Origin of the sequence: Paenibacillus sp. FSL R5-0766, assembly GCF_037971845.1 — a bacterium.
Classification (GTDB): domain Bacteria; phylum Bacillota; class Bacilli; order Paenibacillales; family Paenibacillaceae; genus Paenibacillus.
Map to the genome: position 1 here is coordinate 6428492 of NZ_CP150227.1, position 16883 is coordinate 6445374.

The window sequence follows — 16883 nt, forward strand, 5'->3', positions numbered from 1 at the left end:
CTTGCTTATGCAAGGACAGGCTTCTTAAACGTTCATGTATTAACCGAGTAATTTCTCGATATCTGCAATCATTGTCTCCGGAGATTCTTTCGGTTCAACACGACCTACCACTTCACCTTCGCGGTTAACAAGGAACTTGGTGAAGTTCCATTGGATGTCGCTTGTTTCACCTACGCCAGGTTGTTGCTCCTTCAGGTATTGGAACAGGGGATGAGTGTCCTCACCATTCACATCTACCTTGGCAAACACCGGGAAATTCACACCATAGTTAATCTGGCAAAATGATTCCGCTTCCTCACTTGTACCTGGCTCCTGCCCTCCAAACTGGTTACAAGGGAAACCCAGTACAACCAAGCCTTGATCACGATAACGATCATAAAGCTTTTGCAATTCACCGTATTGCGGGGTCAGCCCACACTTGCTGGCTGTATTGGCAATGACCAATACCTTACCTTGATACAGATCCAGTGAGACTTCTTGGTTCGCGGTGGTTACCGCCTGATATGAATATACGGACATGACTGATTCCTCCCATGACATATGTTGGTTTGGGCTGTTGCGAGCATGTTGGCATAACCAATGAACTCACAGCCTGTCTTATTATTATAGACCTGATCCGATGCGATTACCAAATCCCGGGTCTACCCGTCCCCTTTGCTCCCATGCATTGCAAATCCCCCATGAATGCAAAAGAGCCGCGTGCAATAGCGCACAGCGGCTTCATTCTATAATGTAAGGACCACATATAGCCCAATTTATTAACTTCCTGTCGCTTGGACACGTGGTTCTGTCCGTCCTCCAGCATGAACCATGGCACTGTTCATGACCAGCTGCTCTGGCGTCTTCGATTGCTGGCGTTCGCCTGCAAGAGCGTAAGGCAAGCAGAGCGGTACACCGGAACGCGGATCAATCACGATATCTGCTTCAATGTTAAATACTTCACGAAGTACATCTGAGTTCATAACTTCCACAGGTGAACCATGAGCGATGGCTTTACCTTTTTTGATACCAATCATGTGATGTGCGTAGCGGGAAGCATGATTCAAGTCATGCACAACCATAACAATGGTACGGTTGGCTGTGGCATTCAGTTGCTCCAGTAATTGCAATACTTCGAGCTGGTGAGCCATATCCAGGAACGTAGTCGGCTCGTCCAGGAAAAGGATATCTGTTTCTTGTGCAAGTGCCATAGCAATCCAGGCACGTTGACGCTGTCCACCGGACAGTTGATCAATCGGACGATCATGGAATTCAGTCATGGCTGTCACTTCGATAGCCCATTCAATCATGCGTTTGTCTTCCGCACGCATGGAGCCAAATCCTTTTTGATAAGGAAAGCGACCATACGATACCAGTTCAGTAACGGTAAGACCTTCAGGGGCTGTTGGATTCTGTGGCAAAATCGCAAGTTGCTTGGCAACTTCACGCGTGGACTGTTTATGGATGGACTTCCCGTCGAGCAATACATTACCTGCTTTTGGAGCCATAATACGTGCCATCGTTTTCAGGATGGTTGACTTCCCTGAACCATTGGCTCCAACAAGTGCTGTAATTTTCCCTTGGGGAATCTGAATATTCAGATCCTCTACAATTAGTCTTTCCTCATAAGCGATATCCAGCTTGGTCGTCTCCAGACGAAACATGCGATCATCCCTCTCTCATTTATCCCGGTTATGTAATCCGGCTATGACAACAAAAACGAAATTGTAATTCTGTGATTTCCGACGCAAATATCTTCTACACTAAAGATACTGATAATCATTATCATTTGTCAACATAAAAAACCAAATTTTCTTCTCTTTTCGTGCTTTATTTAGTCTTTCTGTAGCAGAAATCCCGCTCTTTCCCCAAGTACACATGATATCTTTTCTCATTCATTCCGCGCACTTTATCACTTCTGACTGTTTTTCAAACTCTTGAATCGCAAATTTTGTGTCTGAATTGTGAATGTGTGAGTTTTTTTCATGCGTTTGCTATATCCGCCATATCAAACAAAAAAAGATGACCTTGAAATCTAAAGTTCAAGGTCATCTCACATACGCTCGTTTAATAAGGTATGAGGTCAGCATTTTTCATTATTGGATCAAAAGACACTTAATGAATCTATGCAACATGCTCAAATAATATGATTTACAGCTTAATTAGGCTGCGGCATCAATTGGATCACCGTCATATTGCCCTGCGTACTCTTCACACTGACAATGCTCTCGGCATCCATATTCGCTGGAAGATCGATCTGCAATCCATACGGATAGAGACGATCTACCTCTCCAATAGACATCGGTGCAGGAGTGGTCGCATCCGCATCCTGTTCATTGGATACAGATGTGTCAGGCGATGTGGAACCAGTAGCATGATCTGCATCCGTACCTTGATCCGTGTCTCCACTCGCAGCATTAGACGATGTATTCGTTCCTGTACCCGTTGTTGTATCGGTAGCAGGATCTGGAGTGGAATCACCCGATGTTAAAGGATCGGCCTGCTGATCGCCATCCTCCGTCTGCTCTGTGTTCTCCGAGTTTCCCGCTGATGAGCCATCTGTGCTTTCTTCGGAAGTACTTCCTGAACCACCATCGGAGGTATCTTGGGTATCAGGCTCTTCATTCCGATTAAAACTCTCCCACTTACCTGTAGCATCCAACTCCTGCGTGCTGTCATCTTTCATCGTCAATTGCAGCGGGCCTTGCTCAAACTCAGTGCTTCCCGTATCATTCCTGAAACGGATCACCAGTTGAGCAGGTGACTCCGTACCCTCCTGTTCACTCGCAGGAATCATATAAGCAATCTGCTCCGCGAGCTGCACCTCCGGTTCAGCCGGTATGACAGGCTCCTGGGTAGATGGAGGGGATGCCGCTGGCGGCTCTACAGAATCTTTCATCCATGCATATGTACCGCCAGCAATACCAAGAACCAGGATCAAGAGGATTAATCCGAACAGATTTTTCCTTTTACCCGTTAGCATCCGCACCAGTGGAGAGGACAATTCCGTCTTCGCACGATCATAGACCGGCTTCATTGTCTTGCTGGCTCTCACGTAATACGGTTTGAAAGCTGATTTCGACTTGAAAGCTTCACGGTCATGGGCTTTGAAATACGCCACGATGGCATCCGCATATCCTTTATGCGCATTGGAACCCCGGACAAACATTCGATGATCTCCTGACCATTCGAAGAATGGATACAGCCCTTCAGCACGACTTGCATTGGTGCGGATGAATTCAATCAGGCCAGGATAATCCAACCGATTGCTGCCGCTTCCTCCCCGATAAAAAGCCATCGGCAAAGCTTCATATGCCGCGATCCCCGGATGAGCCTGCAGCTCTCCGGCAAGCCAGCGACGCGTCCAGCGTTGAAGTTCATTGCGCTCTGCCAGGGAAAGTGCCTCCAATGCCTCTTCTTCATTCCCCTCGCCACTAAGCCACACTCTCGCAGCCAGCATCATGTTCGTTCGAGCAGATACATCAGAGCCCTGACGTGCCGCCCAATCCCGAACCTCATTACCATGCTGCAAAATATCGACGCTTAACAACTGTTCACGGTTAACCCGATCCAGATCGAGATCCTGAATCATAAACAAGTTAATGACATAAGCGAGCTTGTCTGCAAGGCGGGTTAACTCCTCCTGATATGCCGGATCTTGACTGGCAGACGGAGATCCCCCTTTTCGATTAGGGCGGGCTGTAGCTTCAGTTTGACCAATTCGTGCCGTAATGCCTGTATCATAAGTGCCTTCCACAGATACCCTATCGAGTATGCTAACCCGTTGGAGTGCTTCATTCGCAGATTGTACCGGATTAGGCGCAGAACATAACCGTTCACGCAGCTCATTGGCTGTCCGCTCCTGCAAGAAGCTGTAGTGGATCGCAGATGGATGGGACGTAACCCATCTTCGGATCACTTCCACAACGTTCGCTGCCGATTCCGTGCGTTTCAGCTGATTGTCCAGATAAGGCTCGAACAACAGCTTGGTAAGCGATTCATTGGCCAGCACTTTATCAAAGAAAGCCCGATTCAGCTGCGGATCCCGATCCAGCACAGCATACAATTCCTGCACAGCACGCATACGCTTCTGGGCGCGGGCATTATTCACACCATAGATGAAATAGTCCACAATCCGGGATTGCACCACGGGCGTGGCAACACTGAAATATTCGCCAATGCGAGCTGCGACGTCTTCTTCGGGTACGTTCTCCCGCTTCACGCTGTCCAGTTCCCTGCTGAGCAAGGTCAGGAACAGCTCGTTCAGACGGGAACGTTGCTGTAATCCACCATCCGGCTTCAAATAGGTCAGCAAGCCACTCAGGACATGACTTTTATTATCCAGATAGAGGTCTTCCATGCCTTGTTCAAGACCATAGAACACTGCAAGTTCGCCATAGGCTTCAATGGAATGTTCCCGTCCAGGCTCCATGCCGGATAACATTTCATCCGCAAACGTATAGAACGCATCCGCCGCCGCAGGTTCCTGCAATAAGGCCCAAGCGAATTCCGCATAAGTTAACTTCGCCACAGATGCATCCGCATGTGTCACTCTGCCGGATACCAGATCAAAGGTGAAATCCTTCTCCGTATTCCGGTCTTTTGGACGTAACGTTCCTCGCTCTACAAACTGGACGTGAATGCCCTTCTTGGCCTGTGGCTCCTTGGCAAACGTCATGAATCCCAGCTGCCGCCGGAATGCGTATGGTAAAACCGTGTACAGCAAACGTAACAATCCTTTGGCCCCTGCGGTCACTTCCTCTGCGGGAAGGTCCAGAGCAATGTATACTTTTCTACGTGTCGCTACAGACTGCATTACCGCATAGAGCAGGCGCTTGAACAGCACTTCGTTCATTTTCAAGGTGCTCAGCACTTGGGTTGGTGATCCTACGCCAGCATCGGTCGCCCCACCTTGTCCGCTCCTAGGTGATATAGGCAATTCAGCAAGTGCTGGCAGAACTGTACCTTGTTCGATGTCATATGACGTGGCGAACACGGCATCCAGCCAGCCGCCTTGCTTCATCTGCTCTTCCGAACGTTCGGGAGACAAGACGTAATTATGTGCAAAAAAGGCACTGCGCAGCCCGGTGAAATCCGCAGACTGGTACACATTTTGCCCAAGGATTGTCTCCCCACTCTCCAGATGAAGCAGGTGAATGGAAGCCGGAAACTTCGTCTCGTCCTTCTCGCTACGGCCTGTTAGCTCCGCTGGAGCGTCATAGACACAGTAGGGGTGAAGCACTTTTTTGATAAAAGAAGGGTCCAGTCCCGGCGATGCCGCAACCGTATCAAACCCCTCTGTTGTGCGAAACACCCCGCGCCGCTCTCGGGTATACAACTGTTGTTCAATGGGCGGGGTTACGGAAGAACGCATCATCCCACTCTCCCCTCAATGTACTTCAGCTTGTACAGGAGCCACAGGAATGGTTCATCCACGCGGATCGGGCTAACCACACCCTGCAATTTCATATCCACCGGATTGCTACCCAGCGCAGAGACTGCGAAATAGGCTGTATCTTTGAAGTACACATCCATCGTGCCCTTGAACGGACGATCCACTTTCTCGATAAAACGCCGGATCTCCCCGTCGATATTCTCGAACTCGGTTAAGTCGAACCAATCGCGGTGCACCATGTTGCGGAAGACATTACTGTTGGATTTGATATAATCGCCCTCTTCATCCTTGAGGGAATGCAGCATGTCGCTTTTGGTGAGCACAACCGCTGTTGGAATATTGGTCTTGGCTTTGTCCTGATACGCGATAAAATCTCCGAACATCGTCAGTACCACGTCACGTGGCTCATCGTATCGTGGTGTCCACTCTCCCGGCTCATTGCCCAGGTTAATGCGGATTTTGTCCCGAATCGAACGAATCTGAAGCGGGTCCACCATAAACAGAATACCTGCCGAGTTCTTGATGTGCTGCCCGTGAAGTCCGAGATAATCCTGCTCCACCATACCTTCACCTGCAACGTCAAAGAAAACCAGTGTCAGCGGCGCTTTATCTTCATCCTTGAACACAAACTGGAAGATAAACGGCTCCTGCAACTTTTCCTTCTGCGTGGAATCCAGCAGGTCGCCCCGTTCAAACAACGGTTCTTCATAATCCGCACGGAACCGACGGCTGATCTCCGCATTCAATGGCATGCAAGCCGCGTCAAAATGATCGGCCGTATAATGCTGCAATGTATGAATTAATGAAGTCATATAGACGGATTTCCCTACCTGGGATGCACCAATGATGGATATGATATTGCTCGGTGCTTTACCCGCCGTAACAGGTAGCTCGTTATGACACTGCGGACACAACCGGCGGCGTGTAACTACACCGTACCGATCGTTCAGACCCATCACGATGTTATCGGAATAAATACGGTGTTCCTCCGGTACATCATGAGGTGCCAATACGGCCTCCATATCAAATACCGTGTCGAGTCCAAATCTTTCACGATACCGATTCAACTTCGCATCTTCCCCGAGTGCGTAGTCCTCATCATCATCGCGGTGATGGGCGGCGCGGAACACCACCTCTTCTGGTGAAAACTTGCTGAAACAATAAGGGCATACAATATCGTAAAACAGCGGACGTTCCTCCGGCTGTTGTCTCTTCAAAAACCGACTAAAAAAGCTCATAGCCACTCCCCTCCCCTGATCAGTCAGACTAAGGTGATTTACACTTGCACTACGATGACAGAGTAACCGCCCAATCGCTAGTCCAACTATCTAGTCTGATATAAGCCGATAGGCGGCTCCATATTTCGGTCCGTCCGTGAAGAATAATCGCACATAATCATCCTTGGCAACTTCAACGGGCGGCATCTCATTTCTTCCGGGAGCAAAATCACTCACAAAAGGGTACACCGTACCATCTTCCTTATTCAGCGGAACCCCGCCCTGTTTGCGAACATAACAGAGGGCTTCCTTTGGAACAGGTACTTCCGCTGTGACGGTGATCAATACACTTTTTCGTTTCTGAAAAAAACCGCTCTTGTAGCGAATGGAAAAGCGGATATCCGCCTTCCCTGCGCTTGCAATCACCATGTTGTCCTCGTCTCGTTGACGGATCAGTACAGGACCCTCTTCCTCCATCTGACACACATACACGGTGTACTTGATGGCACCAAAACCTGTGATCCGATCCGTGTAACCATTGCTCGCCTTATATTCCTCTCTTGTGTACAGCTTCAGCTTGCCCTGTGCAGGCTCTTCCCCGGTACGATCATCGCTCATCATATCCAGCTCCAGCCGTTCCACATACACAGCTTCTACCCGTTCCGGCCAGAGCCAGCGAAGTGTACAACGCCCTTCGTCCACCGCAAGTGTCAGTTTTCGAATCAAGGGTGTCGAAGGGTCTGCATCCGTAAACCGCATTTCCATTGACCTCCCGACGTTAGAATCCTTTGCTGCGTGTATCTCTTGGTCTCTGACCAAACCCTTCGGCAGAAGAAGTTCCGCCGCCAGCTTCACGACGACCTCGGCTCTTCCGCGGCGTGTTCTCCTTAATCGGAACAATCCAGGAGAAGAGGGTCAATACGCCTGACAAGATGAGCATCGCACCCAGTCGTACGAATGTATCCCCCACGTTCGAACCGTCGAGTCCCCACTCCAGCAGAAGCCCTGCCAGTAGACCCGACACCGCACCGCCTATACCAAAGCTGAGCGCGAGATGACGGTTATCAAACACGAGTCCGAGTGACACACCCAATGCTACTCCAATCAGTAACACTGCTGCTACACGGAAAATCGCCAGATAAACGCTATGTTCCATCATGCCTGTACGCTCCGTTACCAGCGTCCGTTCATCAATCGTATCGTAGATCTGCTGGAATGCCAGATTCAGACCACCGGAATCCGGTACATCATAGTACATGCCACCCGTTTGCTGGGCAATGTTACGCAGCAAATCCGTACCCGAAGGGTCTACCAGACTAAGGCCGACTGTATTAATGGCAATCTGTTCGTTGTTATATTGGGACAAAATATCGGTCGTGTCCGCTTCACTGAAGCCATCGGATAACAAGATGACGACGGTACCGCGTTTTGGGTCCTGTTTGCCCTGAATCTGTTCCATGCCTTCCCGCAGCACGGCATCAAAATTGGTGCCGCCCGAAGTTGTGACAATGCCATCGATTTTACTATAAACCTCATTCTTGGCCGCTTCACTATCCAGCGCAATAAACGGCTGTAATAACTGCGGTTGGTCATCAAACGTAATGACAGCTACCTGTTTGTCGCTCTCCATTTGGCTGATTAGTGTCTTGGCTGCTTCAAAGCGTCCGTTATCCGGATCTGTATCATTCATGCTACCCGAGTTGTCGATCATTAGTACGATATCTTTTACTTGCTTCGCACCGCCCGGATTGATCTGGTACAACAATTGCAGGGCGAGTCCAACAACAAACAATAAAGCCAGTGTTGCCGGAACAAGCAATTTCCACGACAGTCCCAGATACCGGAGCTTCCATGAAGCACCATTCAGCTTGGGTGAGATCATCTCTGCGATCAAACAGAACAACCCAACGCTCAGCGCCAGTACGCCAAAGTATAATCCCATCAGCAACAGACGCGGCATCTCCCCAAGCCATTGACGCAGCATGATTTCTCCTGCCGCAAAGCCCACTGCCCCGCCAATCAGGCTGAACAGGACCAGGAGAAGATTGATTTTTCGCTGCATGTCTACATGCATCCTTTCCATACCAGCCCTAAGCAGGCTGAGTTAATACAAGATTGAGGCAGGGTGTCATGACAACGTCGGCGTCTTAACGAATGGGTGACAACTTGTCCGCCAGACCTGCGGGGTGAAGTTCATAGCCATTCTCCGTGTACGAGTCATAATATACCTTGCCGTTCCGATACACCATAAGATCCTCCAGATGGAAACCGCCCATCAGATTCAGTTTCTCCACACCACTGCTGCGTTCTTCGTACACCACACCCAACTTGTAGATGCGTGACGTCTCTTCGGCATGTGCCGCATAGTCCATGAAAGCACTATGATGGTCGCCAAAGAAGTACTTTTCTTCATACCGATGTTCCTGCGTATAATCGAATACCCGTACCCGAACAACAGCCTGATCCTCCAGCGTGTGGTACAACCTGCGGAACAGATCATCCTGGGTCAATACGTCTTTGTCTCCGTAGGCAATCGTTACATTGGCCCTTTGCAACAGCTCTTCTTCAAATGGCAATTGCAACGGCTCGGCCGTAAGCAGCAACGAGTGACATACCTCCATCAGCCGTTTCAGCAAACGATCATCGCCTTCTGTGGCGAGCCGGTTCATGTCTCCCATGTAACGGTCCTCAAACCATACATCCCGTCCGCGCTTGGCTTCCAGGTCGATGATTAGCTCTTCTGTCACTTTGCCGTAGTACTCCATCACGTTCTGGCCGATGTATTCATCCGCAGCAGCGATACTTTGGGCAGCTGTCTCGCGCAGTGTGCGTTCCAGCGCTTCAAGTGCTGCTGTGACGTGACGACTGAAACGATGAAGTTCTTCCATCTCCGTATCGTAGATACGCAGCAGATGTAATTCATTTTCCAGTCGCAGTAATTCCACTTTCGGTACATACACTCGCTCCAGCATACAGTCAATCAGATTGCGTACATTCTGTTTATCACGGAACAACGCTCGTTTGAACGACTGATCTTCCACTTGCTCTTGCTGACGTTGCTCCAACAGAGCACGTGCCGATTCAAGCTGCATCGATTTATCCCGAATCAGTCCGAGCAGCGCTTCACGTACACTGCCAGGCTCACTGTCACTCCAGGCAGCCCACTGGAAGTAACCAACCTCGGGATGCTCCGCGCGGGAATGTTCAGCCTGACGGCGCAGGGAACCGCTAGAGCTGCGCTCGCGCACACGCTCTTCGACAAGACGGACAACGTTATCGCGGAAGTACGCTTCAGCTCCTTGTCCAAACAACGCTCTCTCCGCTTCACGAAGTGAGAGCGGCTTCAGATCGGAGAAACTGACGTTATGCGTCATGATGCCGCTCATGCCACTAACCAGATCTTCGTCAGGTAACAGACCTTCGACTTTGCGTTCCACCGAGGGCGCGTCCAGTCCGAAGAAAGCGAGCTTGTCCTTAATGCTCCAATCCGGCTCTTGCCGCATGCGTGCGAGCAGATACCGATACAGGTGATATACAACCGCTAGTGCAATCGGCTTGTTTGGCCGCCTGATCTCGGCAAAACCCGCGCTTGCATAACCGTGCTGATCAGAGGTGGTACGAATATTGTTTTTAAAGGATGTATTGTTGTACGTGTTCGCTCCCGTGCTTGAAACGGTACCCGAGTGATCTGTACCCTGCTTCCTGTTCTTCAGCAGGCAGATGCGGCAGATGATCTCGGCATTTTCGATCCAGCCACCGGGAACGCCGGTTCCGCGCTCATTTTTGTCGGACAACAGATATACTAGATCAAACAACGGTGACGCGGGATGTGTAACCGGAATGGAGATCCCATCCTCCGTCACCAGCAGTTTACCGCTGAACGTGTAGTCCAGCGACTGCATATAATCCAGTTCCCGCAGAAAAGCGAGACCTGCTGCGCTGGCATACCCGAAGGAATCCACCTGTTCCATCTCGCTGACCAATACATGCAGATCCGTCTGCACCGACTTGAAGGCTTGGGACAAAATGGTCTCCGTCAGCTTGGTGAGCTCTGGCAACAATACATTCAACGGATCATCCGCCCTGGTTACCACCGTAACGTAAATCCGATCAAATGACGAGTATAACCGTCCATATTCGGCAATCCGGTTACTGACCCGACGAAGCGTACGATTCAGGTCAAAGAGCACCTGATCCGATTCGTGGAAACTGCGGTGTACATCCTTACGCCGTGTTTTGGATGGTCGCTCTGTCTGCCCAGCGGACAGAGGCAAGCGGTGAAGAGTCACCTGACCGTCATCGGACGAGCCAACATTCCTCGTTTCAACCGGATGCTCTTTCTGATCTTCTGTCCCGATCTGAACGTAGACTACACCGTCTCCGTTATCCCATTTCAGCTGATTGATCTCCTGCACAGCAGACACGGCAGGTGCAACCAGATCACCCACAAACAGGAACAGCGCCGGGTAATGGATACTGCTGCGTCCATCACCCAGGCTGCCTTGACGCTCCTGCTCTATTGCATACTGCGCTGCATACTTCTCCAGATCACGCTTCAGGGTATTGTTCGAATTGAACTCCATCCCGGCCGCCATCTTACTTCAGCCTTCTGCGAATGTCGTTCAGCTTGGACGACATCGTTCTGTAGAACTGATAGATGTCTTCTCCGTTAGCCAGTTCTACCCGCTCGTATTCGAGACGATCGCGCGATTCCATGAACAGCGCAGCCAGATCATCCAGCTTCGTCAGCAGTGGGGTGATATCCTCTGAAGCGGTTAGATCGTTATCTCGGCGGGAGGCTTTGCGCAGCAATGTACTGCGATCCTTCTCAACCAGACCGCGGAAGTTGTCAAACACTTCATACTCGGCAAAGTTACGGCTCTTCATCAGGTTAGCGAATGGCTCCCATGCATCTTCTTCCGGGTCACGGTCATAGACGTAGAGCGCGCCTTTTTTGACGATGGTGTCGGTATATAACGCTTCGATGAAGCGATCATACCACTGCTCTTCGTCCTGGTACTGGGCAAGAATGCCTTCGAGTTCGGCGACTTTGGCCGAGATGGCATTCATCTTTGCCAGTTCCTCACGTACACGCGCGATCAGCTGCGGGGAGCGTACCAGGTTTTCTTTGGCCATATCTTCATTAATACTGCCGAAAATATCCTTAACTCCCACACGTGGCAACCCTTCGGATTGCAGACGTTTCAGCTCGATCACCGCCCGCTTCACTTCGCCGAGGTTCGGCGTTGTGGACGTGAGACGCATGTCGTAGGCTCCCAGTTTGGCAGACAGATCAAACGCTTCTGTTGTCACAATCGCATACCGGTTGCTTGTATTCTCATCAATGGATTTGGCTGTCACAATGTTGTATCCAAGCGCCTGCTCGAATTCGTTACGCACACGGGCGTTATACTGCTTCACGCGGGCGTTCTCGTACACATCTCCCCATGATTTCTCTGGAATCGGAGACGGCAGATAGGTCCAGTTGTTTTTCTCCGTTTGCACCAAGTGACGACCAATGCCTTCTTTGTCCAAAATGGTACGTTCATAACTTTCCTCATAAACTTTGAGCGGTGTATAGACAAAAAGCGGTACCCCGTTGCGGGTGTTCAGCCAGAATATCCGGTTACGCACTTCACTTTCCTTGACGGTAAAATGAGATTTGCCTACCGCATTGTTCTGATAATTGCGAATCCCTTTCAAAATGCCTGGCGCCTGTGCCGGTACCGATACAAATCCCCATGAAGGGAAATGCAGACTGCCTGTACTGTTGCTCAGATTGAACACCGGAACAGCCTCATCATCCAGCTTGCCAGCAATGAAACGTTCCACGAATTTCTCAACCGACTCATCCTGACCGTACTTGATCACCAGGAAATCTTCCATGGAACGGGTAATCAGATCACCGAATTTCTCACTCAGGAAGTCAGAGATGGAGCTGACGATATCAATCTCGTTTTCTTTCACCCACTGGCTGGAGTTTTCCAGCAATTCACGGGAGAAGTCACGGATCAGATCATCTGTATCACGTTTATCCAACAGCCCGTCCACCACACTGACGATATCCGGCACACTTACAACGTTCCAATAATATGTTTTGTTGCCTTTGTGATCGGCTTGTTCTTCGCCGCGTGTCAGCAGGTCACCGTTCTTGGCGAATATCGAGCTAAGGGCGTTCAGCGTTTCGGTAAATACGTTATAAATGCGGCTGTTCTCCTGGTTCAGCAACTCATACAGATCTTCATAGAACTCGATCATCTGATCGTTGCGTTCCACGTCGGCGTGCAGCCAGTACTCATGAATTTTTGCTTCAATATAAGCATTCTTTTTCTTCTCTTTGGAGACAAAAGCACTCTTTGCATCGCCCAGCTTCTCTTCGGACTGCTCCTGAGCTGCTTCAATATCACGCGGAATGCGGAAGGCATTCTCACGCAGCGTTTCGATGTACGACTGAATCATCTTCAGTACACAGAAACCTTTTTCCGTATAAATCAGACGAGAGACATAGAACGGACCTTGTTCGGGATGCAAAAACATACGCCGGATCTGTTCGGTGAACTGACCCGCAATCTCACCCGGCAGTTGTTTCTTCGCCTTGATATATTCTTCACGGGCACGGGCCAGGAAGTTCTGCTCCAGTTCGGTGTCCATATTCACAACCTGTGATTTCACCACGTTGCCATAGGATAAACGCTCGCTGTTCTGATACCCAGGCAGCGGCTCTGGCACGCGAGCTTCAAAGGACTTGACCACACTTTCGAGATCAATGCCCAGCTTGCGGGCGAACTTCTCGGTATCCTCCTGGTTCGGTGCTTTGGAGAACATGGTGTTCATTTTGTCGAACATGCGATACGCCAGATACGTGGTCATCTCTTCAATTGGCAGTACAGCCGAAGATGCACCGATGATGTTGTAATCATAGTTAGCCGGGTACACCTTGTTCATCTGTGCAATGTTGGTCCGGATGTTGCTGATATAGTCATGGATCGCAAACTCCTCACCCGACTGCTTCTCCTCACTTGCCATGAAGTTGGTAATGTTCTCGGCAGTGACGTTCATGCAGTAATCGTAGGCGTTCTCCAGCAATTTGCCTTCGGTATTGGTTGCAGAGATCAGATGACACAGGTTAAATGGTGGCAGTGGTGAGTTGACTGTTAAAATATTGCCGTACTTCTGTGTAAACCGCTCACCGCGGCTATCCACGTTCATCCAGTAATCCAGCTCTTTGAGCGCAGCATATCCGTTTTTACGAATGTATTCACGAGTGTGTTCGCTCAAGCTTTTGTTGGACAGGTTCACGTCTGGCGTGAACAGATAGCCCAGCGTATTCACGCGGTCAATCCCGGCAGAGCCGTGATCCCGTTCGATAATGCCGCGCACGATATAGGAAATATCGAGGAAACAGCCGCTGCCTGTTCCGCCGGACAGACCTGTCAGCAGGAACACCATCAGTTTTTTGTTGGTGCCTACGGATAAGGTTTTGATCTTTTTATCGATGGCCTGTACGACCTGATTAATCTTGGTGAACAGGAGCAGACGTCCAGCCTGACGTACACCTGCGGCGCCGTTCATACCATCCGTGATGCTCAGTTCGGGAGACAGCCAGTCCGTAATGTACGGTTCAAGCACGCTGCGGTTCTGTAGAAGTCCGCCAATCTCGGCATTGGACAGCAATACGAATTCATTGATCGGATCAAGTCCGATCCCTTTATACTTTTTGGCACGATCCTGTTCGTTTGTCTCAAAAGCCAGAAACTCCACATTGTCCGGCTTGTCCATTTTTTTCTTGGATACCGGGTCCTGTGGCAGCTTGAAACGACGGTTGATCTGATATTTGAGGCGCAGCAACGCATCAATTCCCGTTCCTCCCAGACCGATAATCAGAATGGGGTTATCAATTGTATCAACTCTGATCTTCTCACTGACAATACCTCCGCCAAGTGATACATCCAGTTGCTGAATATGTTCTCTAACAATCGGTTTCATTCCATGTCCTCCTTAGATTAACGCAGTCGGAACTACAACATGATTACACTTGCCACTCCGATGACAGAACAACCTTCCGATCGCTGTTATCCCCAGATTTTTTGATTCTCTTTTTCATAGGTGAAAATCTGGGGATAAAGGCGAACGCTTCGCTTCTCCAGCTTTTTTCTGTCCTCTGCGTTCTCGTGTAAACGGTTAGATCCAACTTCTATTGGCAATCATTTTTACACCAGGTACTCAATCAAAATGGTCTTGTCCGCCTGTTGCAGCGGGATGCTCAGTCGGTCACCGTTCTTCAGTTCAACGCCTGAGCTTGCATCGACTGCACGACCGGATTTCTCCAGCGTACCGCCTGCGGTGTTACGGATTATAATTCGATCCCCATTGCTGGGCGTAAATACGTATTTTTCGGTTTCCTTCAGCTCAGGGTCCAGTTGCAACAACTGATGCAGATGGAATCTGCCCCGGAAGGATACCAGCTTTTTATATTGCGGATATGATTTATCTCCCGTGTTCTCATCACGAATCTCCACGACCATCTGGCCTACAAAACCTCGATTTTTTCGTTTCAGCCAGCCCAGCAGGAACCATGCACCAACACCGACCACAATCAGAGCTACAACACCCAGGATGACAGGCAACCAAGGAAACGGCTTGTCCTGTTCACCGCCAGACGTTGTTGGTTGAGATCCACTTCCAGCTGCTCCGCTCGCGTTGATCGTGATTGGCTCACTTTCACGGTAGAAGCTGTCTTCTTCCGCACGGATGACTAATTCATAGTTATGATTGTCTGGTACTTCAAACGTTCCGGCAAAACCAGAACCTGTGTTTTCCAGCGGTTGTTCCTCGCTTTTACCTGTATCTACATCTTTCACAACCAGCGTGGCCTTCATATCTGTATACAGATCATTATCCTGAAGCGGCTGACCGCCATTCTCCAGTTTGGCTGCAAGATCAACCTTGTCTCCTTTGGTATAGGACTTGGTCTTAATTGGGTCCACAACGAGCTGAAGATCGTAGTTGAACAACAGGTTGATATCGATGCTGTCTTTCGGAGCCCCTTTTACCCGAAGTTTCCAGTCTCCCTCTTGGGGTTTCAACAGCTTCACGAGTGAATAACTCTTCGAAGTCGAGAGCTTGGCTGCATCCGAGTTCATATCCACGGCTTGTCCGGAAGGGTCCGTCAATTGCACTTCCACCGGCTTCGAGGATATGATCGAAATATTTGCTTCCAATACACTGTCGTTCGGTACATTCACGGTAACTTCCTGATAACTGCCGTTTCCCGTTACAGAGGGCAGCTTGACCACATTCAGTTTGGCATGATCGGCGAAGATCTCACTCAGAATCTGTGGCAGATCATCCGGCGTATCGGTAATGAATGACTTGCCTCCGGTCTGCTGAGCCAGGTCTGCGAGTGCATTCTTGTTCAGCTTGCCATCCGCGTTCAGTCCAATCGTATACACCGGAATGCCCTGATCCTGTGCTTCCTTCACGGCTTTTGCCAGGTCAGCATCAGATTGTGCCTGTGTACGGCCTTTGGTTTTGTTAAAGTCATTGTTACCATCCGCCAGCAGCACGATCATCGGCGAGTGGGATGGGTCTGCACCATGATTCAGTATGTTCACGGCTTCGGCGACACCAACTGAGACATCGGTATATGGCCCCCGGCCGAGCTGATCAATAAAATCCTTCAGGCTGCTCTTGTCCGTATCGGACTGAATCGTAAGCATAGCCTTTTCCCGCTCCACCTGATCGGTATAAGCGACAATCCCTACCTTGTCCCCCTGGACGGGCAGCATATCAATAAACATTTTCATGGCTTCATTACTGATCTTGTCACGGTCACTTGTATTCATCGAGTTACTTACATCGGCTACAAGTACCGCATCGATTCCGCTTGTCTGTGCCTGAGCCGCTGCAGCTTGTGGCAGCAACGCTTGAGGTAACAGTAGCGTTAGAATTGCCAGCAGAACCATCGTTCCACTGAGCCAGCGTATTTTGCGTGTCCGCAGCATTGGGTGTACTCCTTCACGTTTGAGATTAAAATGGGAATAGTTTATTATAGGCGTCAAGCCTTAAGGAAATCTTAACAGTCTGCTAATAAATTCTGAAAAGCACCCCTATCTTGAGTTACAGTTTTGTAATGACTGACAAAAATCGACGATTTCACGCCTGCAACTGGCACAAAAGTACCAACTATGGAAATATGATATAGTTATTGCCAGCAAACTGCAATATAACAGCGCTTGATTACCAAGCTATAGAAGGGAACGGATTATGGTTACATACGGATGCCTCGCCAT

Annotated in this window: 9 protein-coding genes; all 9 read right to left on the bottom strand. The window is 49.7% G+C overall.

From position 1 onward, the window contains the following. Positions 1–39: 39 nt before the first annotated feature. The 9 genes from MKY66_RS27785 to MKY66_RS27825 all read right to left on the bottom strand — a co-directional run bounded on the left by MKY66_RS27785 (position 40) and on the right by MKY66_RS27825 (position 16595). On the bottom strand, positions 40–519 hold the full coding sequence (locus MKY66_RS27785) for a glutathione peroxidase (RefSeq protein ID WP_047840764.1): 480 nt from the start codon (positions 517–519) through the stop codon (positions 40–42). Positions 520–758: 239 nt separating this feature from the next. Further along, the gene (locus MKY66_RS27790; protein ID WP_036667819.1) at positions 759–1643 is read right to left on the bottom strand and encodes an ABC transporter ATP-binding protein; all 885 of its coding nucleotides are present in this window, start codon (positions 1641–1643) and stop codon (positions 759–761) included. A 494-nt stretch (positions 1644–2137) separates the two neighbouring features. Next, positions 2138–5356: a hypothetical protein gene (locus MKY66_RS27795; RefSeq protein WP_076209732.1), complete on the bottom strand. Its 3219-nt coding sequence runs from the start codon at positions 5354–5356 to the stop codon at positions 2138–2140. Beyond that, entirely contained in the window at positions 5353–6612 is a 1260-nt protein-coding gene (locus MKY66_RS27800; RefSeq protein ID WP_024632789.1) for a hypothetical protein, read from the bottom strand. Before MKY66_RS27800 ends, MKY66_RS27795 begins: the two co-directional genes overlap by 4 nt. A 90-nt stretch (positions 6613–6702) precedes the next feature. Next, positions 6703–7350 (bottom strand): beta-mannanase, encoded by a 648-nt coding sequence (locus MKY66_RS27805; protein WP_076209731.1) that lies wholly within the window; start codon positions 7348–7350, stop codon positions 6703–6705. Positions 7351–7369: 19 nt separating this feature from the next. Further along, the gene (locus MKY66_RS27810; protein WP_076209730.1) at positions 7370–8653 is read right to left on the bottom strand and encodes a vWA domain-containing protein; all 1284 of its coding nucleotides are present in this window, start codon (positions 8651–8653) and stop codon (positions 7370–7372) included. An 85-nt stretch (positions 8654–8738) separates the two neighbouring features. Then, complete coding sequence (locus MKY66_RS27815; RefSeq protein ID WP_083656966.1) at positions 8739–11186, bottom strand: transcription initiation factor TFIID; 2448 nt, start codon at positions 11184–11186, stop codon at positions 8739–8741. 1 nt (position 11187) lies between these two features. Further along, positions 11188–14577 (bottom strand): tubulin-like doman-containing protein, encoded by a 3390-nt coding sequence (locus tag MKY66_RS27820; protein WP_076209729.1) that lies wholly within the window; start codon positions 14575–14577, stop codon positions 11188–11190. 224 nt (positions 14578–14801) lie between these two features. Continuing rightward, entirely contained in the window at positions 14802–16595 is a 1794-nt protein-coding gene (locus tag MKY66_RS27825; RefSeq protein WP_076209728.1) for a vWA domain-containing protein, read from the bottom strand. Positions 16596–16883 lie beyond the last annotated feature (288 nt).

Coding starts and splice junctions, on each gene's coding strand:
- MKY66_RS27785 (WP_047840764.1), bottom strand. CDS start 519: ATGTCCGTATATTCATATCAGGCGGTAACCACCGCGAACCAAGAAGTC.
- MKY66_RS27790 (WP_036667819.1), bottom strand. CDS start 1,643: ATGTTTCGTCTGGAGACGACCAAGCTGGATATCGCTTATGAGGAAAGA.
- MKY66_RS27795 (WP_076209732.1), bottom strand. CDS start 5,356: ATGATGCGTTCTTCCGTAACCCCGCCCATTGAACAACAGTTGTATACC.
- MKY66_RS27800 (WP_024632789.1), bottom strand. CDS start 6,612: ATGAGCTTTTTTAGTCGGTTTTTGAAGAGACAACAGCCGGAGGAACGT.
- MKY66_RS27805 (WP_076209731.1), bottom strand. CDS start 7,350: ATGCGGTTTACGGATGCAGACCCTTCGACACCCTTGATTCGAAAACTG.
- MKY66_RS27810 (WP_076209730.1), bottom strand. CDS start 8,653: ATGCAGCGAAAAATCAATCTTCTCCTGGTCCTGTTCAGCCTGATTGGC.
- MKY66_RS27815 (WP_083656966.1), bottom strand. CDS start 11,186: ATGGCGGCCGGGATGGAGTTCAATTCGAACAATACCCTGAAGCGTGAT.
- MKY66_RS27820 (WP_076209729.1), bottom strand. CDS start 14,577: ATGAAACCGATTGTTAGAGAACATATTCAGCAACTGGATGTATCACTT.
- MKY66_RS27825 (WP_076209728.1), bottom strand. CDS start 16,595: ATGCTGCGGACACGCAAAATACGCTGGCTCAGTGGAACGATGGTTCTG.